This window comes from Cellulomonas sp. URHE0023 (assembly GCF_000688475.1).
In the GTDB taxonomy this organism is placed as follows: Bacteria; Actinomycetota; Actinomycetes; order Actinomycetales; family Cellulomonadaceae; genus Cellulomonas.
On the sequence record NZ_JIAN01000005.1, the window covers coordinates 101,425 to 121,728 of the forward strand.

The window sequence follows — 20,304 nt, forward strand, 5'->3', positions numbered from 1 at the left end:
CCAGGTCATTCCCGGGCGCGCAGTTCAGAAGAGCAGATCGGGCGTCCCCTGCTCCAAGTCGAGCAGGAACCGCTTGCGGTCGAGCCCCGCGGCGAAGCCGGTGAGCGCCCCGTCCGCACCGATCACCCGGTGGCACGGGACGACGATCGCGATGCGGTTGCGCCCGTTGGCGGCACCCACCGCCCGCGACGACGTCCGCGGGTCCAGCCCGACCGCCGCGGCGACCTCGCCGTAGGACCAGGTCTGCCCGTACGGGATCCTCAGCAGCCCTTCCCACACCCGCACCTGGAACGTGGTCCCGACCAGTGCGAGCGGCAGGTCGAAGACGGTCCGCTCACCGGCGAAGTACTCGTCGAGCTGGGTACGGACCTGGTCGAACCCGTCGTCGTCGCGCTCGCCGAACGGCCCCTGGGCAGGTGCGTACTTCGAGTCCGGCATGAGCAGCGCACTGAGCCTGCCGTCGTGCGCGACGAGCGTGGTCGGCCCCAGCGGCGTCGACACCACGGTGTGCGTGATGCGCACGCCGTCCCCAGCGGCGGCGCCGGCACGAGGCATCGACCGGTCCTCGTCGAGAAGCATGGTGCCCATCCTGTCCCCTCCCACCGACACGCCCGTCGCGCGTCCTCACCAGGAAGACGCGCGACGGGCACGGATCGTGAGGTCAGTCGGTCGACCGCAGAAGGGTCCTGACCCCGACGACCAGCCCGACGACGGCGGTGAGCACCGCGGCGAGCCACCCCCAGCCCACGGCAGACACCGCGAGGTCGCCCGCGAACAGCGCACGCTCGGCCTCGACCACCCAGCGCAACGGGTCGAACGCGGAGGCCACCTTCATCCACTGCGGCCCGCTCTCGATGGGCAGGAGCATCCCGGACAGGATGAGCAGGGGGAACAGCACGGTCTGCTGGACGGCCCAGAACATCCACTCCTGCTTGCGCACGGCGATGGCCAGCGCGTAGCTGAACGACCCGAGCCCGATGCCGAGCACGGCGAGCATGGCCAGGCCGACGACGGCACCGACCGGGTCGGCGCGGAACCCGAACGGGAGCATGACCACGATGACGATGAGCGCCTGCGCGACCAGCGGCACGATCTCCTTGAGCGAGCGCCCGACGAGCTGCGACGAACGCGACAGCGGGGTCACCAGGAGCCGCTCGTGCGCGCCGGTCTGCATGTCGGCCTGCAGGTTGGAGCCGGTGATCGACGTACCGAACAACGTGGTCATGACCAGGATCGCGGGCACGAACCACTGCCACACGTCGGCGGACGGCAGGTCGGTGGAGCCGGCCAGCAGCGGACCGAACAGCGCGAGGAACACCAGCGGCTGGACGAGTCCGAAGACGACCGAGAACGGCTCGCGGACCACAGGCCGCAGCTCACGGGTCGTGACGAGCCAGACGTCGGCGAGCCAGGAACGGCGGACCTGGGTCGGGGCGGCCACGGTCGGGGTCTCGAGGGTGATGGTGCTCATGCTGCGTCCTGCCCTTCGGTCTCATCGGAAGAAGAAGACTGCTCGTCGCGCAACGACCGGCCGGTCAGGGCCAGGAAGACGTCGTCGAGGGTCGGCCGTACCGCGAGCGCCTCGAGGAGCGGTGCGCCGGCCTGCGACGCGGCGATGACCAGAGACGGCACGGCGGTACCGGCATCGGCCACCCGTGCCTCGATCCGCGACCCGTCCACGACCACGTCCCGCGCCCCCGGCACGTTCGCGACGAGGCCTGCGACGACGGCGGCGGAGCCCGTGGTGGTGAGCACGACGCGGTCGCCGGCGAGCGTGCGCTTGAGCCCGTCCGCGGTGTCGTCGGCGATGATCTCGCCGTGGTCGACCACGACGACTCGCTCGGCCATGGTGTCGGCCTCATCGAGGTAGTGCGTGGTGAGCACGATCGTCATCTGGTGCTCGGCGCGCAGCCGCAGGATGTGGTCCCAGAGGTTCGCACGGTTCTGCGGGTCGAGGCCCGTGCTCGGCTCGTCGAGGAACAGCAGCTGCGGCGCGTGGACCAGGCCGAGTGCCACGTCGAGACGCCGGCGCTGACCGCCGGACAGCTCACTGACCTTGCGGGTCGCGTGCGCCGACAGGTCGAGAGCGTCGACGAGCTCATGGGCCCGTCGTCGCGCGGACGATCGGTCGAGGCCGTAGATGAGGCCTTGGGAGTACAGCTCGTCGACTCCGTGCTGGGTGTGGCCCGCGCCGTTGCCCTGGCCCACGTAGCCGATGTACCGGCGCACGGTCGCGGGGTCCGCGACCACGTCGACTCCCGCCACGGTCGCGGTGCCGGCCGTGGGCCGGACGAGCGTCGTGAGCATCCGCATGGTCGTCGTCTTGCCGGCACCGTTCGGGCCCAGCACCGCGACGAGCTCGCCGGGTGCGATGTCGAGGTCGATCCCGCGCACGGCGTGCACGGTCTGGCTCTTGCTCACCTCGAAGTCCTTGGTCAGTCCTCTGGTCGTGATCATGGGCTCTTCCTTCCGGGAGGGGTACGGCTCGACTCTCTCGGAGGTAGCGGCCAGATCCTGTCCGCTACTCCGTGCCATCCTGACGTCATGTCCACGCCGTCATCGAGGCTCCTGTCTCTCCTCTCGCTGCTCCAGACACGCCGCGACTGGCCCGGCGACGTGCTCGCCGACCGGCTCGGCGTCAGCCCGCGCACCGTGCGGCGCGACGTCGACCGGCTGCGCGAGCTCGGCTACCCCGTGCACGCGGCGAAAGGCCCGGACGGCGGGTACCGGCTCGAGCCCGGAACCCACATGCCGCCCCTGCTGCTCGACGACGAGCAGGCCGTCGCCCTCGTCGTGGCGCTGCAGACCGCGTCGACGGGAGTCGACGGGGTCGACGAGGCCGCCGTCCGTGCCCTCAGCACGCTCCGCCAGGTCATGCCCGCCCGCCTGCGGTCGGCCGCGGAGGCCCTGCAGGTCACGGCCGTGACGCGTGCGTCCACCAGGGACCGCCCGTCGGTCGACGCCGAGACGCTCATGGCCGTCGGCGGCGCGGTGCGCGCCCGCGAGGTGCTGCGGTTCGACTACGCCGGCGGAACAGCGAGCGCGCTGGGTCTGCCCCGCCGCGCGGAGGCCCACCACCTCGTCACCTGGGGCGGTCGCTGGTACCTCGTCGGGTACGACCTGGAGCGCGACGACTGGCGCACGTTCCGTGTGGACCGGATGACCCCCAAGACACCCTCGGGACCGCGCTACGCGCCGCGTGACCTGCCGAACGCCGACGTCGCCGAGTTCGTCGCCGAGCGGTTCCGGTCGATCTCGCCGTGGGAGTCGTCGGCCCGGGGCGAGGCGCTCATCGACCGACCCGCCGAGGAGATGGTCCGGTGGGCCGGACGCGACGGGTTGGTCGAGGCCCTGCCGGACGGCCGCAGCCGTGTGGTCCTGTCGTCCTGGTCGTGGGACGGGCTCGCCGCGCAGATGGCGATGTTCGGCGCACCGTTGCAGGTGGTCGGGCCGCCCGAGCTCGCCGACGCGATGCGACGCCTGGCCGCGCGGGTCACTGCCGCGGTCGCGTGACCTCCAGGGCGGGGTGGCGCAGGTCGTCCACGTGGACGACGAGGTCCGCGACGGCGGTCGGGAGCATCTCCTCCTCGTAGCGCGCGAACGCGGGCAGGGTCCACCGGTCATCGGCCGGCGTGAGCCGGGCCAGCGACGACGGCCGCACCGTCAGATGCACCGCGACGTCGTGCTCCAGCCACCGCCCCAGCAGCAGGCTCCCGTCCAGCACCAGCACCGCACCCTCCGGCGCCTGGACGTACGGCGCACGCGTCGCGCGGTCGCGAACGGCGTCCCACAGCGTCGGCAGGTACCGACCCTCCTCGGCGAACCTGTCGAGGACCTCACGCCCCAGGGCGCCCAGGTCGAGACGGTCCTCGAGGTACGCGTCCGGGTCGTGCCGACCGAGCTCCCAGCGCACGGACGCCGGCCGCAGGAAGTCGTCGGCGTGCACGCGCGCCACCGCCCTGCCTGCGGTTCGCAGCGGGTCGACGAGCGCATCCGCGAGCGCGGCCGGCCGAGTCGAGGGTGCACCGTCCACGACCACCCGCACCCGGCCCGGTCCGACGGCACGCACGGTCGCGACGACCCGCTCGACCAGCGCGTCGCGGGTGACCGGTTCGATGCTCACGCGGGCGGTCGGCCCTCGCCGTGGTCCTGCGCCGTCTGCTCCCGCTCGTCGATGACGTCCTGCCCGGGCCCGGAGAAGTGCCTGGACCGCTCGAGCCCCTGGATGCTCCCGGTGAACAGGCGTGCGTCGTGGCTGCCTGTGGTGATCGTCATCGTGTCGTCGGCCGTGCCGTTGTCGGCGTCGTTCCCGGACCAGCCACCGGGCCGCGGGAGCACCGGCGTCGGCCGGGAGGTCGCCTCCTCCCGGCGCGTCCGACGAGTCTCGGGCGCGACCGGCGGCATGCCCTCCCACCGCGTCCGTGGCATCGCCTGCGGGGCCACGTCCTGCAGCCACACGACGAGCCCCTCGCGGACGTAGCACCGCAGGTCGAACAGGGTCGGCGCGTCCGCGGCGGAGGCCAGTGCGCGGACTCGCACGTTGCCGCCGACGGCGTCGGTCACCTGCAGGATCCCGACGCGGCGGTCCCAGAGGTCCGTGTGCTCGAGCAGCCGGACCAGCTCGGCGCGCATCGCGTCGACGGGCACCTCCCAGTCCAGGTCGAGCTCGACCGTGCCCAGGAGGTCGGCGTCGCGTCGCGTCCAGTTCTCGAAGGGGGTCGTCGTGAAGTACGTGGACGGCAGGATCAGCCGGCGGTCGTCCCAGACGTGCACCACGACGTAGGTGAGCGTGATCTCCTCGATCCGGCCCCACTGCTCGTCGACGACGACCACGTCGTCCACCCGGATGGCGTCCGTGAAGGCCAGCTGCAGCCCGGCGAACATGTTGGCCAGCGAGCTCTGGGCCGCGAGCCCGGCGACGATCGAGATGACACCGGCGGACGCCAGCACGCTCGCCCCGAGGGCGCGGGCCGACGGGAAGGTGAGCAGGATGCCCGCGATCGCGCACACCACCAGGACGGCCACCGTGATCCGCCGCAGCACCTGGACCTGCGTGCGGACGCGCCGCGCGTGCTGGTTGTCGGCGACGTCGATGCGGTACTTCTGGAAGGCCGCGTCCTCGAGCACGAACGCGAGGCTCCCGATCAGCCAGGTCACGGTCACGATCAGGGCGATCAGCAGCACGTGCTCGGCTCGCACCGTCCAGTCGGCAGGGTCCGTGCTCAGCCGCAGCGCAACCCAGATCGCGATCACGAGGAGCACGGCACGCAGCGGCCGCCTCGACCGACGGCTCAGGTCCGCGGCGACCACCGACCTCTGGGCGATCCGCCCGACGAGCGCCGCACCGAGCGTCGCCACGACGTACGCGACGACGATCGCAGCAAGGATCGAGAGCACAGGCACGACGACACCTTGGACGTCATGACCGACGTCGGAGGCGGCCTGCTGCGCGGACGGGAGCGTGGTGAGCGGGGGCACGCGACTCAGCGTAGGCAGATGGGCCGCAGACCTCACATCTCGGGCGCGCACGTGAGGGGCCCCGTCTCCAGGAGCGGAGACGGGGCCCCGTCGGAGAGGCGTCTCGCCGGCACGAGGCTTGGCGCGCTCCCTGAACCCTCGCGGGCGGCCGGGCTCTCGCCGCGGCCCTCTGCTGTGCGGTTCTGACCACTATCCAGCCGGCCCACCGGGTCTTCGGGACGCCCCCGGAGGTCGACTGCATCGATCAGCAGTCTCCCACAGATCGGCCGTCGAAGGGCCATGGGAAGACCTCGAACATGTAAAATCTTCGGCCGGTAGCGTGACTCCGTGAGTACGACCCTGACCCTGCGACGCCCGTTCGACCCCGCCCCCGCCGTCACCTCCCTCATCCTGCACGCGGTTCCCGGGGTCGAGGAGGTCGCCGACGACGGAGCGGTGCGACGACTCGTGACCCTGGACGGGGTACAGGCGACCGTCGAGGCCCGACTGGCCCCCGACTGCGTGACCCTGCGCGCCTCGGCAGGGTCGCCCGACACCCTCCGACGCCTCGCCGAGCGATGGTTCGGGCTCGCCGACGACCTGGACCCCGTGCGGGCCGCCTTCGCCGACGACCCGCTGCTCGGGCCGCTCGTGGCCGCGCGACCGACGCTGCGGATCCTGGGGCACCCGGACGGGTTCGAGGCGGCGGTCACCACGGTGCTCGGCCAACAGGTCTCGCTCGCCGCAGCACGCACGTTCGGGGGTCGCCTCGCCGCCTCCTACGGCACCCCCGGACCCGACGGTCTGCTGGCGTACCCGTCGGCGGCCACGCTCGCCGCCGTGGACCCTGTCGAGCTGCAGCACGTCGTCCGGATCACCCACGCGCGCGCCCGGACGATCCATGCACTGGCCGTCGCCTGCGCGGCAGGGCTGTCCCTGGAGCCGGGTCCACAGGTGGCCGACGAGCGCGCCCGGCTGCTCGCCCTGCCGGGGATCGGCCCGTGGACCGTGGACTACCTGGCCCTGCGCGTACTCGGGGACCGGGATGCTCTGCCGGTCGGCGACCTCGTCCTGCGCAAGGCGCTCGGCCTTCCTGACGCCGCGGCCCTGGCGACGGCCTCGCAGGCATGGCGTCCGTGGCGGGCGTTCGCTGCCGTGCACCTGTGGACCGCCCGTGCGCACGCTGTGTGACCCCTCACGGGACTACGCCGTTCGTGCAGGTCGCAGGCCTGTACGGCATCCGAACCGCCACGGCGCGGTCACGATTGCGACACTTCCGAGGGCCACGGGTCACGATTGACACCGCACCGATCCGCGACGACCAGGGCTCCCCTACGTTCGCGCCATGAAGCCATCGACGAGTCACCGAAGCCGATCCACCGCCCACCGCGGCGCCGCGCTCGCAGCGGCTGCCGTCCTCACCCTGAGCGCCCTGCTCGCCGGCTGCAGCGCCGGCGACGCGAGCGGCAGCGCCGACCAGTCCGTGCAGGAAGGCACGGACCTGGGCAGCGCGGACGCCCCGGCAGACGTCGGCGCGGACGCCACGGGCGACGTCGCCGGCCCCAGCACCGACCCGGCCGACTCCGGCACCGACGCCGCAGCGACGTCCGTCGACGACCACAGGCAGGTCATCCAGACCGGCGAGATCGCGATGACCGTCGACAGCCCGCAAGAGTCGGCCGAGGCGATCGTCGCCCTCGCCGAGAAGTCGGGCGGCCGCATCGACAACCGAACCGAGCGCGCCGCCACCGAGACGAGCGTCGCCACGGCGGAGCTCAAGATCAGGATCCCCTCCTCCGCGGTGAACGCGACCGTGCTCGCGCTGCGCTCGCTCGGTTCCGTCGACACCATCGAGCTGGGCACGCAGGACGTCACCGGCGCGGCCGAGGACCTCGACGCACGCATCGCCGGCATGGAGCTGTCGGTCGCTCGCATGGCGGAGGTGCTGAGCAAGGCCGGCACGAGCGCCGAGATCGCGGATGCGGAGGCGACTCTCACCGAACGCCAGTCGGACCTCGAGCAGCTCAAGAGCGAGAAGGCACGTCTGGCCGAGCAGGTTGCGCTCTCGACGCTGACGATCGCGCTGCAGGGTCCCGCCGTGGCAGCGCCGCCGGCCCCGCCGGAGCCGGCCCCGGCCGAGCCCGGGCCGGACTCGTTCCTGGAGGGCCTCTCTGCCGGGTGGAGCTCCCTCGTCGGCATCCTGTCGGGGGTCGCGACCGTGCTCGGGGTGCTGCTCCCCTACCTTGTCGTCGGCGGTCTGGTCACGTGGGGCGTCTTCGCGGTCGTGCGGCGGTACCGACGGACGCACCCGCAGACGCCTGCCTCCCCGCCGCAGCCCTACGAGCAGCGCATCCCGGTGGGGGTGGGCGCGGCGGGCCACAGTGAGCCGTCGGCCCCGCCCGTGCACGACCCCTACGCGCGATAAACGGGACGCGGCGGGCTGGTCACACGTGCGCTCAGCCCGCCGCGCACCGCTCCGAGTCCGTCGCCGACGGGCTGCGACGAGGGGACGCCAGGTACGTGTTCCGACAACGACCCGGTCACGATTGCGCCACGTCCGGGTCCCCCCGGTCACGATCGGGACAACCGCCGGCACAGCGGTGACGCATCCCCTACGTTCGCGCCATGACGAGCACGCGAAGCCGTTCCTCGGTCCGCCGCGCGACCACACTCGCGACATGCACGGTGCTCGCCCTGAGCGCCCTGCTCGCCGGGTGCAGCGCGGACTCGGGCAGCAGCGACAGCGGCATGCAGGACGCCGCCGGTGGAGCCGCGGCCGACGAGGGCGCCGCCGAGGCCCCCGCGGCGGACGCCGCCCTGGCGGCTACCGCAGCCGACGACCAGCGCCAGGTCATCCAGACCGGCGACGTGCGGATGACCGTCGAGAGCCCGCAGAAGACCGCCACAGCCATCGTCACGCTCACCGAGACGGCGGGTGGCCGCATCGACGACCGCACCGAGCACGCCGCCACCTCGCAGGACGTCGGCACCGCCGAGCTGACCATCCGGCTCCCGGCCAGCGCGGTCAGCGGCGCGATGGACGAGCTCCGGACTCTCGGCACGGTCGACGAGATCAACCTGTCGGCCCAGGACGTGACCGGTGCGGCACAGGACCTCGACGCCCGGATCCACGGCCTCGAGATCTCGGTCGCCCGCATGGAGGACCTGCTGAACAAGGCCACCACGAGCGCCGACGTGATCGCCGCCGAGGGCGCCCTGTCCGAGCGGCAGACCAACCTGGAGCAGCTCAAGAGCGAGCGCGCACGCCTCGCGGAGCAGGTGTCGCTGTCGACGCTGAAGATCGCGCTCTACGGTCCGGCACTCGCACCGGCCGCCCAGAGCGAGGGGCCGGACTCGTTCTTCGACGGCATCGCCACCGGGTGGCACGCACTGACCACCGTGGTCGCGGGCGTCGTGGTCCTTCTGGGCGTGCTGCTGCCGTGGCTGGTCGTCGGCGGCCTGGTCGCGTGGGGCGTGCTGGTCGCGCAGCGTCGGTACCGTCGCAGCCACCCCCGCCCGGAGCGGCCGGCAGCGCCGATGCCTACGTTCCCGATGGCGGGGCGCGTCCCGGTCGGTGCGGGGTCCAACCGGCCGACGGAGCCGCCGGCTGCCCCGCCCGTCGACCCCGAGGCGAGATAGACGCGTCTCGGCGCCGTCGATCGACGCGGCACCGGCGGCTCCGGGTGGACACCCGGGTCGAGCGGGTGCGCGGCATCTGTCCGGTACGTCCGCCCGACGGGCCGATTTGTCCTGCCGTGCGTCACCCCAACGGGCCGAGCGGCAGGACGGGTCGAGCACCTAGCGTCGTGGAGGGACTGCACGCGCGACGGTCGGAGGAGGTGGACGTGAACCAGGTGACCAAGAACCCGCAGTGGAGGGACGCCGAGCGCTTCGCCGAGCGCCACGCCCGCACCGTCCTGGCGTTCGTCGACGTCCGGGTCGCCGTCGACGCCCAGCCCGGAGCCGACGGTGCGCTCGACCTCGTCGGGCATGACTTCTCGGGGCGCGTGGAGCACCAGCGCAACCCGGTCGAGCGAGCCGAGATCGAGAACCTGCGTGCTGCGGCCGGGTCGACCGTCGCCACCTTCTACTCCCGCTCCGGGTTCACCAAGGTTGCGGTGCTCTACGCCGAGGAGCACCGGGTGGCGCTGTTCGGGTACACCGACTCCGGGTTCGCGTCGCCGGTGAACCAGTGCGCCGCCGACCTGGTGCTCAAGGCGCAGGCCGAGAGCGCACGACAGGTCCGAGCCGCCACCGAGATCGTGTCGCGGCACGCCACCGCGACCCGCCTCGAGGCCGAGCGACGTGAGCGCGAGGCCCTCGCGGACGCGCTGCGCGCCGAGGGAGAGGCACGGGACGCCGCCGAGCGGCAGCGGATCACCAAGGCCCGCAACGAGACCCTCCTGGGCCGCACCGTGGTGCTGCTCCTGCAGATGCAGGTCCGGCCCGATGCGCTGCGGGAGACCGTGCAGCACCTCGTGCACTCCACGATCGTGAGCGCGGTCGCGGTCAATGCCGCACAGATGTCCCTGAGCGAGCGGCCGCACGCCGTCGCGCTCGTGCGGTCGCTGTTCGACGACGCGGCAGCGGCCATCGAGGTCGTGACGCCGGCCGCGGCGCACGACACGACGAACTACTGGGCCTCGAAGCAGGCGATCGAGCGCGGGCTCGACGCACTCGACGCCGCCGACGGGCTGGGCAGCGTGGGCCACGTCGGCCCCGACGAGGTCTCCTCGCGGCTCAGGGCGGCGGAACGGTGCTGGCGGGCCGTCGTCGACGAGCTCGAGCGCCGCATCCCGGCGCCGCGGCTGGCCGGAGTACCCGAACCACGACGCGCACGGCACCTGACGACGACCTGAGCCTCAGTCGAGCTCGAACGAGACCGGGTCCCCGCTCGCCGAGTCCGGGGCGACCCACAGAGCGAACGTCCCGGGGTCCACGCGGTAGCGGCCGTCACGTCCGACGTACCCGAGCTGGTCTCGACCGATCGTGAACCGCACCGTGTGCGACGCACCCGGGTCCAGCTCCACCACAGCCCAGTCGACGAGCTCCTTGACGGGTCGGGTGACGCCCGCGACGTCGTCGCGCACGTAGACCTGCACCACCTCGGTGCACGCGCGGTTCCCGGTGTTCGTCACGACGACCGACGCGGAGACCTCCGACCCCACGGACACGGTCACGTCCGAGTACGCCACCGCGCCGTAGGTGAGCCCGAACCCGAACGGGTACAGGGGCGTCGAGAGGCTGTCCTGGTACCGGCCCCAGTGGTCGTCCTGAGCGGGTGCGATCGGGCGCCCGGTCGACCGGTGGTTGTACACGAGCGGCTGCTGCCCGGCGGATCGCGGCAGCGTGATCGGCAGCCTGCCGCGCGGTCCGACGGTTCCGAAGAGCACGTCCGCGATCGCGTTGCCACCCTCAGAACCGGGGTGCCAGGCGTAGAGCACCGCGTCGGCGTTCTGCGCGACCCACGTCAGCGCGAGCGCACGTCCGCCAAGGACCACCACGACGAGGCGGACACCGACCGCCTTGATGGCCTGCAGGGTCTCCAGCTGGCCCACCGGCAGGTCAAGGGTCGTGATCGAGTTGGCCTCGCCCGAGCGCACCGGGTGCTCGCCGACGAACGCGACCACCGTCGAGACCTCGCGGGCCGCGGCCAGCACCTGGTCGCTGTGCGTCCACGGCACCGAGCGGGCCCCCGGCCCCGTGAACGCGGGGAGCGCGTCCGCGATCGAGACCACCTCGTCGGCGCGACCGTCGAGCGTCCACGTACCGAAGAGCGCGTCGGTCGCGTCGAGCAGCGGGCCCGTGAACAGGATCCGCTCGTCCGAGCGCGCAGCGAACGGAAGGATGCCGTCGTTCTTCAGCAGCACGAACGACGCCGCGGCCGCCTCCCGTGCCGCGGAACGGTGCTCGCCGGTGCCCGCCACCCGCGCCTCGAGACCCTCGTCGGTGTACGGGTGCTCGAACAGGCCGCAACGGAACTTCAGCGTCAGCACCCGCCGCACGGCGTCGTCGAGCAGCTCGGTGGCGACCGCACCGCTGGACACCAGCTGCTCGAGGTGCGCGAGGTAGGACCCGCTCACCATGTCGATGTCGACCCCGGCCTCGATGCCCTGCCGTGCCGCGTCCGCGGCGTCGACCGCGACGCGGTGGTGCACGATCTCCCCGACGCCGTCCCAGTCGCTGACGATCGCGCCGCCGAAGCCCCACTCGTCCTTGAGGATCTCGCGCAGGTACCGCGTGTTCGCGTGGACCGGGACGCCGTCGATGTCGTTGAAGCTCGACATGACGGTCGCGACGCCGGCTCGCACGCACTCGTGGAAGGGGCGCAGCTGCAGGTTGCGCAGGCTGTTCTCGCCCGCGGTCACCGAGTTGTAGTCCCGACCGCCCTCGGCCAGCCCGTAGCCGACGTAGTGCTTGGCGCACGCCGCGATCGCGTCGGGGGCCGAGAGGTCCTCGGTCTGCAGGCCACGGACGGTCGCCGCCGCAAGCCGCCCGGCGAGGACGGGGTCCTCCCCCAGGCTCTCCGCGACGCGGCCCCAGCGGTGGTCGCCCGTGATGTCCATCATCGGCGCGAACGTCCAGCCGATCCCGACGGCGCTCGCCTCGACGGCGGCGACCCGGGCGCCGCGCCGGACCAGCTCGGGGTCCCAGGTCGCCGCCTGCCCGAGCGGGATGGGAAGGACCGTGCGGTGCCCGTGGATGACGTCACGCGCCATCAGCAGCGGGATCCCCAGGCGGGACTCCTCGACGGCGATCCGCTGCACGGCGTTGACCGCGCGCACGGCGACGCCCTCGTCGCGGACGTTGCCCGCGGTCGCCCCGCTGGCCGACAACGAGGTACCGATCCGGCCCGCACGAAGGTCGTCGGCGTGCTCGACCGCGCTGATGTTGGCCGGCTGGTGCAGCTGTCCGACCTTCTCCGCGAGCGTCATGTGTGCGAGCAGCAGCTCGGCGCGCTCCGCGGGTGTGCGCGCAGCATCCAGCCAGGCCTTGTCCATCGGGGATTCCCTGTCGTCGTCGAGGAAACCCACCCTAGGCGCTCGCCCGTGGACCGAGCCCGGCTGCACGATCGCGTGCGTCGCGTGCGTCGGGTGCGAGAATCGGGCCGCACGGCCCGCCCCGTCGACCGTCCTTGGAGCATGCGTTTGGCCGTCGACCTCAGCCCACGACCTGCGGCCCCCGCCGCACGCTTCGCGCTGCCCACGCTCACGGCTCGCACGCTCGGTTGGCTCATCACCGCCGGGTCGGCGGCCCTCGCGTTCCTGGTGCGGTGGCTCGTGTGCGGTGGCGCTCCGGGTGTGCGCGGGTACCACGGCTACGACGACGGCGTGTACTTCGCGTCGGCGGTCGCGCTCGCGCACGGGCATCTGCCGTACCGCGACTACCTGTTCCTGCACCCTCCGGGGGTCACCCTCGCTCTCGCTCCGTTCGGCGCCCTGACGCACGTGATCAGTGACTCGGACGCCCTCGTGGCGGCGCGGGTCGCCTTCATGGTCATCGGCGCCGCGAGCGCCGCCCTGGTCACCCGGATCGCGTTGCGGTGGGGAGTCGCGGCAGCCGTCGTGGGCGGGTTGCTGTACGCCGTCGCGGCGCCCGCCGTCTACGCCGAGCGGCTCACCCTGCTCGAGCCCCTGGGCACGGTCACCCTGCTCGGTGGCGTGCTGCTGCTGCTGCGCGCCGCGGACGTCGGTGCCCGCACCTGGTGGACCTGGGTGGGCGGTGCCGTGCTCGGCATGGGCGTCGTCGTGAAGATCTGGGACGTCCTGCCGGTGCTCGTCGTCCTCGTGTGGCAGCTCGTGGTGCGCGGGTGGCGACCGGCACTGCGGGCGACCGTCGCGGCAGGGGCCGCCGTCACCATCACCGTCCTGCCGTTCGCCGTCGCGGGCGGCTCTCGCATGTTCCGCTACGTCGTGCTCGACCAGCTCGGACGGCCCCGCGACGGTGTGCCGACGACCCCACGGCTCGTCAGCATGACCGGAGTGAGCGTCACCAACCTGACGCTGGACGAGTCGCACCGGCACCTGCTGATGATCGCTGTCTGCGCGATCGTCCTCGTGGCCGCGGTCCTCGCGTGCGTCGCCCGGCGCGGCCGGCTGTGGGTGGTGATGCTCGCGGCGCAGACCACGGTGCTGCTGCTGTCACCGTCGTACCTGCCGCACTACGCCGCCTACACCGCACCCGCACTCGTGCTGGTCGTCGCAGCGGGTGTCGCGTCCCTCCGGGACCGGACGCGCGTCCCCCTGGCGGTGCTGGGCTGCGTCTCGCTCGGTCTGGTCATGGGCGCGTTCCGTGAGTCGCCGCTCGTCGACTTCCCCGCCGACGCGATGGCGGCCCGCCTGCCGGCCGGCTGCGTGCAGGCGGACGCTCCGGCCGCGCTCGCGCTCCTCGACGTCCTCTCCCGCGACCTCGACCACGGGTGCGACGTCGCCGTGGACCTGTCGGGGCAGACCTTCGACGCGGGGCACACCGACCGGAGCGGGGCGCCTGTGGCCCGGATCGACAACCGGCCGTGGCAGCTCGACGCCCGGACGTACCTGACGTCGGGCGACGCGATGGTGCTCGCCCGCACCCGCGGCAACTACTTCGACCCCGAGACGCTGGCCGTGCTGCACCGGTGGCCCGTCGCCGTGGACGTGCGCGGGATCCAGCTGCGCCTGCCACCGGGCTGACGCACCAGGCAGCCACGCTGGGCACTACCGGGCCGACACCGTCCACAGGACGACGAGGTTCGAGCACGTCACCGCGACCTTCACGGCGCCGACCGCCGCGACAGCGCACCAGATGAACCAGGTGAACGTGCTTCTCGGACGGTTCGCCAGGACGAGGAAGACGACCGCCAGCGGGATGGTCACAGCGAACATGAAGACCGGGACGGAGCCGAGCAACGCCTGACCGGCGGCGGACACGGGATTGCCCTCACGGATCCCGTCGACGAAGGGCAGCATCGACGTCGTCACGGCGTCCCCGACGGCGCCGAGCACGGCCAGGACCGCGACAGCGCGGCACCAGCTCCGTCGTCTCCACGACCGCAACGTGCCCTCGAACCAGTCGACGGAGTCCGCGAGCTGGTCGACGACCGGCGCGGGCTCGTGCGCGTCGGTCCGGGGCGCCGTCGTCGCGCGTCCGGAACCGCTCAGCAGGCTCGTCGGACGCACCTGCGGCGTCGTCGTGACCCCGCCCGTGTCCCCTCGCACGCTGACGACTATCGGCCGACACCTCTGCGCCGTGAGTCGTCGTGAGCCCGTTCACCCCGGGAAGGGCACCGAATCGTGCCGCAGCGCGCTAGCCGACGAGCGAGGCGACCACGAGAACCAGCGCGAGCACGCCGAGGAGCGCCGATACCGCCAGTGCCGAGCGAGAGACGCGGCGGACGACAGTCCCGCCGTCGGACGGCGACGACGGCCACACCTCGAGGAGCCGCTCGGCGGCGAGCTCGATCCGGGACCGCCGTCCCAACCCGCGGCCGGCTCCGTGCTGCACAGCCCACACGCCGACGAACCGCCCCTCGCCGAGGATCACGTTCACGCGCGAGGTGGGCGTGACCGTCACGACGTCCGCCCACGGCACCCACGTCTCGTGCAGGACGTTGCGCACGTAGATGCCGCTCGAGCGGGCCTCCAGCACGGGCAGCAATGACCCGACGACGCTGAACCAGGCGAGCGCCACGCCGATCACGACGTACGCGGGCGACCCCTGAGACGTCCCGACCCCGGCCACGACCGCGCCCAGCACGACGCCGAGGCCGCCGAGCAGGAGCGTGCTCGCCGACATCCGCTCGCGCCAGAGCAGGTCTCCGTCCCTGAAGGTCTTCACGTGGACGTCTCTACACCCTCAGGGCAGGTAGCCGCCGATCAACGCGTCCACCCAGGTCTGCTTGTCGGAGCCCGCGCAGTCCGACGTGTAGTGGGTCCAGGCGGCACCGAACCGGAGCGCGACGCAGTCGGCGGCCTTCTCCTGCGGGCTGGCGCCGAAGGCACCCGACATCCTGGCGCCCAGCTCGTTCCACGTGAGGCCGTGGGTGGCGGCGATCCGTCCTTCGTAGATGTGCGCGATCTCGTGCCGCACCACGTCCCGGGTCTTGCCCGGGTTCCCGGCGAGCTGGGAGGCGCTGATCATGATGGCGTCGGTGCTCCCGGACCACACCCCGCCCAGGTGACCGCTGAGGCCCGGGTCGTCCCACCGGATCGAGACCCCGGCACTGCCCGGCAGGGACCGCAGCTCGGCCTCCCCGACGTCCCGCACCGAGGCCCCCACCGACGAGGACCCGCCGCCGGCGCCGCTCGTCTGCACGAGTGCTGCCTGCTCCGCGCTCCAGGCAGCCTCGGCGGTGCCGACCTGGTCCGCGAGCCGCACCACGTCGGCCGTCGCGGCGGTCACCCGTGAGTACACGCTCTCGGGCGCCGACAGCACGTCGACCGCAGCCTGGAGCTCGCCGCGCTGCAGCTCGTCGACCCGTCCGGCAGAGCTTGCCAGCGCGGCGGCTGCGCTCGTCAGTGCGGCGTCACGGTTCGCGGCGAGCGCCGCGCGCTCGGCTGCGACCGCGGACAGGTGCGCACTCCTCGCACTACGCCCGGACGCGACGAAGAACGCCTCGTCGGCTCGCCGGTCAGCACGGACAGCCTCGACCCGCTGCGCCACCTCGCGCTGCTCGATCCGGTCCGCCTGACGACCCGCCTGGTCGCGCGAGTGGACGCCCAGACCTGTTGCCAGGACGACGAGCACGATCGCCACGACGACCAGGAAGGTCGGAACGTTGACGCGCCGCAGGCTCGCCACGGTGACGCGGGTGAACGGCAGGTCGACCGTCGACATGTGTGGCGCGCCTCTCCGCAGGGGACACGCTTTCCATCGACGACCGCACGGGGGTTTTCAAGGACACCGGGGCAGGCAGTTCACGGACGGCCTGGACGTCACCCGTCGTGGGTGCTCGCAAGCATCCGCCGTCCGACCGACCCCACGACGCTCCGCAGCTCGGGCTCTTCAGGAGACCTTCCGTCCAGGGGCTCACCGGAGAACCTAGGCTCGTTGGTGTGACGAGCCGCGAGGAACGCCTGCAGCGGTCCTGGGACCGCCGGGCGGGCACCTACGACCGCGACATGAGCGCCGTCGAACGGCGGTGGTTCTCCGCCGCCCGGCCGTGGGTGTGCGGACGAGCAACGGGGCGCACCCTCGAGGTGGCGCTCGGCACCGGGCTCAACCTCCCCCACTATCCCGAGGGTCTGGAGCTCACCGGGGTCGAGTGGAGCCCGCAGATGCTGGCCGTTGCCGTTCGACGGGCTGCGTCGCTCGGGATCACGGCCGACCTGCGGCAAGCAGACGCGCGCGAGCTGCCGTTCGACGACGCGTCGTTCGACAGCGTCGTCTCGACCTTCTCGCTGTGCAGCATCCCCGGCGAGCGCAGAGCCATCGACGAGATGGCACGGGTGCTGCGACCCGGCGGGCTGCTGCTCCTCGCCGACCACGTCGAGTCGTCGAGCGGTCCGGTCCGGGTGCTCCAGAGACTCGTCGACCTGTTCTCGGTGCCGCTTCAGTCCGAGCGCTACTGCCATCGCCCGCTGCGGCAGGTGGAGTCGCTGGGTTTCGTCGTGGAGTCGCACCGGCGGAGCTCCCTCGGCATGCTCGAGCAGCTCGCGGCCCGTCGTCCATGACGCCCCGGAACGCGATCGAGGGCCTTTCGGCCCTGTCCCGCACCCGGCCCCGCGCGCAACCATCGTTGTCATGAATGCACCGTGGTGGAGGATCAAGACCGACCAGCAGTCGCCAGAGAGCACCCTGGCCAAGTCGAAGAGCAACGAGACCGACGAGGACCTGCTCCCGCCGTTCGTCGACTGAGCCCGATCAGGACCCGCCCGCGCCGTTCGTCCGCGCGCGGCGGAAGTCGTCGGCGATCTGCTGCGCCTGGGCGCTGATGAGCTGGACGTAGTCGGAGAGCAGCCGCTCGACCCGCTCAGGCGCCGCGCCGCTGTGCACGGCCTCGTTCCACAGCCGCCGCGCCACGGCGATGTCTGCGTCTGAGACATCGATGCGCAGGTCCATCCCACGAGCATCGCCCACCGCGCGACGAAGCGGCAGTCGGGCAGCGTGCATTCACCCCGCCGTTCAGCCGATCGTGGAGCCCGGGCTGCTCATCCGGCCGGACGGACGCCGTGGCCACCGTCTTTGCGGCACGCGTTCCGGGCCCACGCACGCGCAGCCCGACGTGAAAGTGGTGGTGAAAGGGTCATTCACCACTAGCCTCGTCGCAGAACGCACGCGGTTTCACACGGGTGCCGGGATGCGCCTGCGCGCTCCCTGGCCTCGGCACCGGCGACGTTCCGTCGCCGGTTCCCAGGAGGTTCGATGGCCGTGAGACCCGACCGGCCCGGACTCGTACGGGTGTGGTCGTCCTCCGCCGACGCGCCACGGATGCGTCAGCCGACGGACGTCCTCCTGCTTGCCGCAGCGATCGTCGCCCTCGGGCTGCTCACCCTCGCGGCGCCCGGACCGTCCGGTGCCGACCGTGCGTTCGACACGTTCCTCGCCTGGCTGGAACCGGTGTTCGGCTGGCTCTGGAACCTCACCTACGTGCTCCTGGCCATCTGGGCGGTGGGCGTCGTGCTGCTCGCCGCGCTGAGCAAGGGCCGGCGACGCCTCCTGGTCGACCAGGCCACCGCCTCCGTCGTGGCGTTCGCAGGCGCCGTCGGCGTCGGCGCCATGGCCGGCACCAACGCCTCCGACAGCGTCGACGCCCTCGTGTCGTCGGGGCCGCCCGTGGTCTACGTGGCCACCCGCGTCGCGGTCCTCACAGCCGTGCTCGTGACCGTCTCGCCGCATCTGGCGCGGCCCTGGCGCTGGGCGGGGCGCATCGTCGTCGGTCTGGGCGCAGTCGCCGCGGTCGGCCTGCAGACGACCCACCTCATCGGCGCCAGCGCCGCCATCGCCGTCGGGATCGCGTCCGCCGCGATCGCCCACCTCCTGCTGGGCTCCCCTCAGGGACGTCTGACCACGGCCCAGGTGCAGGTCGCGCTCGCCGACCTCGGCGTCCACGCGACCGAGGTGGTCTCGGTCGCGAGCACCGACGCCGGGACCTACCTCCTGATCGGCCGTACCGACGCCGGTGCGGAGATCCTGGTCAGGGTCTACGGGCGGGACGCCTGGGACAGCCAGGTGGTCGGGTCGCTGTGGACCGCGCTGACGAGACGCGGAGAACGAGCCCACGTGGGTGGCAGCCGACGGTCCCGGGTCGAGCATGAGGCGCTGATGACCCTGCTCGCCGAGCACGCCGGGGTCGGCACGCTGGACGTCGTCGCGGTCGGGGTGGCGGAGCAGGGTGACGCCCTCCTGGTCTGCCGCGCACCGCGCGCGTCGCTCGCCGACCTCAGCGAGCGCGAACCCGACCTCGTGAACGACGAGCTGCTCGCGTCCATGTGGCGTGCCGTGATCACCCTGAACGGCGCAGGGATCGCGCACGGACGGATCGACCGCCGCCGCGTCGTCGTGCGCACCGACGGCACGGTCGCGCTCGCGGACTTCGACGCCGCCGAGCCTGCGGCTGCCCCGGGCGACCTGCGCACGGACCGGGCCCGGCTCCTCGTCGCGACTGCACTCACCGTCGGACCCGACCGGGCCGTCGCCGCAGCCGTCTCCGCCCTCGGAGCCCACGGCCTCGTCGCCGTGCTGCCCTACCTGCAGCCGGCAGCGCTCGAACGCGGGATGCGAGCAGAGGTGCGTGCGGGCACCTGGTCGCTCGACGAGCTGCGCGCGGCCGCGGTCGACGCCACGGGTGCGGAGGAGCCGCCGCTCGAGCGTCTGCGGCGCGTGACCCCGAGGTCGATCGGCTGGCTCCTGCTCGTCGCGTTCGTCGTCTACGTGGTGATCACGCTGCTCGCGGGAGCCGACCTCGCCAGCGTCGCCGCGGCGCTCAAGTCCGCGGAGGTTCCCTGGCTGGTCGCGGCGCTCGTGCTGTCCCCGTTCATCCAGACCTCCACCGCGGTGTCGACGCTCGGAGCATCTTCTGCGCGGCTGCGCTACTTCCCGGTCCTCATGCTGCAGTACGCCGTCCAGTTCTTCGCCCTGGTGCTCCCGGCCACCGCCGCCCGGCTCGCGCTCCTGGTGCGCTTCTTCCAGAAGTTCGGGATCCCGGCTGCCGCTTCGCTGTCCTTCAGCCTCCTCGACAGCGTCAGCTCGTTCGTGGTCCAGGTCGCCCTGATCCTGGTGATCCTGGTCAGCGACCTGCCAGGTTTCACCTCGAGCCTGGGGACGGGCTCCCGGAGCGAGGCCAGCGACCCGGGCGACCCGTCGCTGCTGGTGATCCTCCTGGCGCTCGTCGCCGTCGCCGCGATCGTCGCCGTGGCCGTTCCTCGACTGCGCCGCCGCCTCGTCGCGATGGTGCCCCCGCTGCGAGCTGCGCTGACCGACCAGGTGCGCTCGGCGCGCGGCGCGGTCGGCGTGCTGCGCAAGCCTGCGAAGGTCACGGCGATGTTCGGGGGGAACCTGGGCGCGCAGCTCTTGCAGGCGTCCGTCCTGGGCCTGTGCCTGCACGCGTTCGGGCAGAGCGCCCACTTCTCGCAGCTGATCCTCATCAACACGGCCGTGAGCCTCTTCGCGGGCCTCATGCCCGTGCCCGGCGGGATGGGCGTCGCCGAGGCGGGGTTCACCGTCGGTCTCCAGGCCATCGGCGTGCCCAGCGCGATCGCGATCTCCACGGCCATCACCTACCGGCTGGTGACCTTCTACCTCCCGCCGATCTGGGGTGCTGCAGCGATGCGTTGGCTGCGCCGCCAGCAGTACGTGTGACGCTCCTGCACCTTGCGCGCCCACTCGCGTTAGGTGCATACCTGACTGGGACGATCGGCGGGAGGCCGG

The 20,304-nt window shown here is 72.6% G+C and carries 18 protein-coding genes; 8 read left to right on the forward strand and 10 right to left on the reverse strand.

The window, feature by feature from the left end:
• Nucleotides 1–24: 24 nt before the first annotated feature.
• From N553_RS20350 to N553_RS0100485, 3 genes are all read right to left on the reverse strand, one after another.
• Nucleotides 25–579 (reverse strand): methylated-DNA--[protein]-cysteine S-methyltransferase, encoded by a 555-nt coding sequence (locus N553_RS20350; RefSeq protein ID WP_231505124.1) that lies wholly within the window; start codon nt 577–579, stop codon nt 25–27.
• Between the two features lie 82 nt (nt 580–661).
• Nucleotides 662–1,471 carry an ABC transporter permease gene (locus N553_RS0100480; protein ID WP_028044910.1) on the reverse strand — a complete coding sequence of 270 codons (810 nt, stop codon included), beginning with the start codon at nt 1,469–1,471 and terminating at the stop codon, nt 662–664.
• Complete coding sequence (locus N553_RS0100485; protein ID WP_028044911.1) at nt 1,468–2,457, reverse strand: ATP-binding cassette domain-containing protein; 990 nt, start codon at nt 2,455–2,457, stop codon at nt 1,468–1,470. The genes N553_RS0100480 and N553_RS0100485 overlap by 4 nt, the downstream gene beginning before the upstream one ends.
• An 87-nt stretch (nt 2,458–2,544) precedes the next feature.
• Between N553_RS0100485 and N553_RS0100490 the strand changes: the two genes are divergently transcribed.
• On the forward strand, nt 2,545–3,513 hold the full coding sequence (locus N553_RS0100490) for a YafY family protein (protein ID WP_028044912.1): 969 nt from the start codon (nt 2,545–2,547) through the stop codon (nt 3,511–3,513).
• Here the strand turns inward: N553_RS0100490 and N553_RS0100495 are convergent.
• Nucleotides 3,494–4,123, reverse strand: coding sequence for a uridine kinase (locus N553_RS0100495; RefSeq protein ID WP_028044913.1), 630 nt, complete (start codon nt 4,121–4,123; stop codon nt 3,494–3,496). The two genes, N553_RS0100490 and N553_RS0100495, sit on opposite strands and share 20 nt — an antisense overlap.
• Nucleotides 4,120–5,478, reverse strand: coding sequence for a mechanosensitive ion channel family protein (locus N553_RS20355; protein WP_231505125.1), 1,359 nt, complete (start codon nt 5,476–5,478; stop codon nt 4,120–4,122). Before N553_RS20355 ends, N553_RS0100495 begins: the two co-directional genes overlap by 4 nt.
• A 327-nt stretch (nt 5,479–5,805) precedes the next feature.
• Between N553_RS20355 and N553_RS0100505 the strand changes: the two genes are divergently transcribed.
• The 4 genes from N553_RS0100505 (at nt 5,806) to N553_RS0100520 (ending at nt 10,316) form a co-directional block, all read left to right on the forward strand.
• Nucleotides 5,806–6,648 (forward strand): DNA-3-methyladenine glycosylase, encoded by an 843-nt coding sequence (locus N553_RS0100505; RefSeq protein ID WP_028044914.1) that lies wholly within the window; start codon nt 5,806–5,808, stop codon nt 6,646–6,648.
• 154 nt (nt 6,649–6,802) lie between these two features.
• Nucleotides 6,803–7,882: a DUF4349 domain-containing protein gene (locus tag N553_RS0100510; protein WP_028044915.1), complete on the forward strand. Its 1,080-nt coding sequence runs from the start codon at nt 6,803–6,805 to the stop codon at nt 7,880–7,882.
• Between the two features lie 200 nt (nt 7,883–8,082).
• A complete protein-coding gene (locus N553_RS20360) occupies nt 8,083–9,096 on the forward strand; it encodes a DUF4349 domain-containing protein (protein WP_051639719.1) in 1,014 nt (337 codons plus the stop codon).
• A gap of 206 nt (nt 9,097–9,302) precedes the next feature.
• Complete coding sequence (locus tag N553_RS0100520) at nt 9,303–10,316, forward strand: hypothetical protein (protein WP_156043641.1); 1,014 nt, start codon at nt 9,303–9,305, stop codon at nt 10,314–10,316.
• A gap of 3 nt (nt 10,317–10,319) precedes the next feature.
• Here the strand turns inward: N553_RS0100520 and N553_RS20365 are convergent, their stop codons facing one another.
• Nucleotides 10,320–12,458, reverse strand: coding sequence for a glycoside hydrolase family 3 N-terminal domain-containing protein (locus N553_RS20365; RefSeq protein ID WP_051639720.1), 2,139 nt, complete (start codon nt 12,456–12,458; stop codon nt 10,320–10,322).
• A 141-nt stretch (nt 12,459–12,599) separates the two neighbouring features.
• Between N553_RS20365 and N553_RS23980 the strand changes: the two genes are divergently transcribed.
• Nucleotides 12,600–14,129, forward strand: a complete 1,530-nt coding sequence (locus tag N553_RS23980) for a glycosyltransferase 87 family protein (RefSeq protein ID WP_156043642.1) — start codon at nt 12,600–12,602, stop codon at nt 14,127–14,129.
• 24 nt (nt 14,130–14,153) lie between these two features.
• Here the strand turns inward: N553_RS23980 and N553_RS0100535 are convergent, their stop codons facing one another.
• From N553_RS0100535 to N553_RS23985, 3 genes are all read right to left on the reverse strand, one after another.
• Nucleotides 14,154–14,654 carry a hypothetical protein gene (locus tag N553_RS0100535; protein WP_028044917.1) on the reverse strand — a complete coding sequence of 167 codons (501 nt, stop codon included), beginning with the start codon at nt 14,652–14,654 and terminating at the stop codon, nt 14,154–14,156.
• 88 nt (nt 14,655–14,742) lie between these two features.
• Complete coding sequence (locus N553_RS0100540) at nt 14,743–15,273, reverse strand: hypothetical protein (RefSeq protein WP_028044918.1); 531 nt, start codon at nt 15,271–15,273, stop codon at nt 14,743–14,745.
• 18 nt (nt 15,274–15,291) lie between these two features.
• On the reverse strand, nt 15,292–16,272 hold the full coding sequence (locus N553_RS23985) for a hypothetical protein (RefSeq protein WP_028044919.1): 981 nt from the start codon (nt 16,270–16,272) through the stop codon (nt 15,292–15,294).
• Nucleotides 16,273–16,490: 218 nt separating this feature from the next.
• Here N553_RS23985 and N553_RS0100550 point away from each other — a divergent pair, with 218 nt between their 5' ends.
• Nucleotides 16,491–17,108, forward strand: coding sequence for a class I SAM-dependent methyltransferase (locus tag N553_RS0100550; protein ID WP_028044920.1), 618 nt, complete (start codon nt 16,491–16,493; stop codon nt 17,106–17,108).
• Between the two features lie 190 nt (nt 17,109–17,298).
• Here N553_RS0100550 and N553_RS0100560 read toward each other — a convergent pair whose 3' ends face one another.
• Nucleotides 17,299–17,496: a hypothetical protein gene (locus tag N553_RS0100560; RefSeq protein ID WP_028044921.1), complete on the reverse strand. Its 198-nt coding sequence runs from the start codon at nt 17,494–17,496 to the stop codon at nt 17,299–17,301.
• Nucleotides 17,497–17,799: 303 nt separating this feature from the next.
• Here N553_RS0100560 and N553_RS0100565 point away from each other — a divergent pair, with 303 nt between their 5' ends.
• Entirely contained in the window at nt 17,800–20,235 is a 2,436-nt protein-coding gene (locus N553_RS0100565; protein WP_156043643.1) for a lysylphosphatidylglycerol synthase transmembrane domain-containing protein, read from the forward strand.
• The last annotated feature ends 69 nt before the right edge of the window (nt 20,236–20,304 follow it).

Excerpts from the sequence above, each read along its gene's own strand:
- N553_RS0100560 (WP_028044921.1), bottom strand. The coding sequence starts at position 17,496 with ATGGACCTGCGCATCGATGTCTCAGACGCAGACATCGCCGTGGCGCGG.
- N553_RS23980 (WP_156043642.1), top strand. The coding sequence starts at position 12,600 with ATGCGTTTGGCCGTCGACCTCAGCCCACGACCTGCGGCCCCCGCCGCA.
- N553_RS0100480 (WP_028044910.1), bottom strand. The coding sequence starts at position 1,471 with ATGAGCACCATCACCCTCGAGACCCCGACCGTGGCCGCCCCGACCCAG.
- N553_RS20360 (WP_051639719.1), top strand. The coding sequence starts at position 8,083 with ATGACGAGCACGCGAAGCCGTTCCTCGGTCCGCCGCGCGACCACACTC.
- N553_RS20350 (WP_231505124.1), bottom strand. The coding sequence starts at position 579 with ATGCTTCTCGACGAGGACCGGTCGATGCCTCGTGCCGGCGCCGCCGCT.
- N553_RS20365 (WP_051639720.1), bottom strand. The coding sequence starts at position 12,458 with ATGGACAAGGCCTGGCTGGATGCTGCGCGCACACCCGCGGAGCGCGCC.
- N553_RS0100510 (WP_028044915.1), top strand. The coding sequence starts at position 6,803 with ATGAAGCCATCGACGAGTCACCGAAGCCGATCCACCGCCCACCGCGGC.
- N553_RS0100490 (WP_028044912.1), top strand. The coding sequence starts at position 2,545 with ATGTCCACGCCGTCATCGAGGCTCCTGTCTCTCCTCTCGCTGCTCCAG.
- N553_RS23985 (WP_028044919.1), bottom strand. The coding sequence starts at position 16,272 with ATGTCGACGGTCGACCTGCCGTTCACCCGCGTCACCGTGGCGAGCCTG.
- N553_RS0100565 (WP_156043643.1), top strand. The coding sequence starts at position 17,800 with ATGGCCGTGAGACCCGACCGGCCCGGACTCGTACGGGTGTGGTCGTCC.
- N553_RS0100485 (WP_028044911.1), bottom strand. The coding sequence starts at position 2,457 with ATGATCACGACCAGAGGACTGACCAAGGACTTCGAGGTGAGCAAGAGC.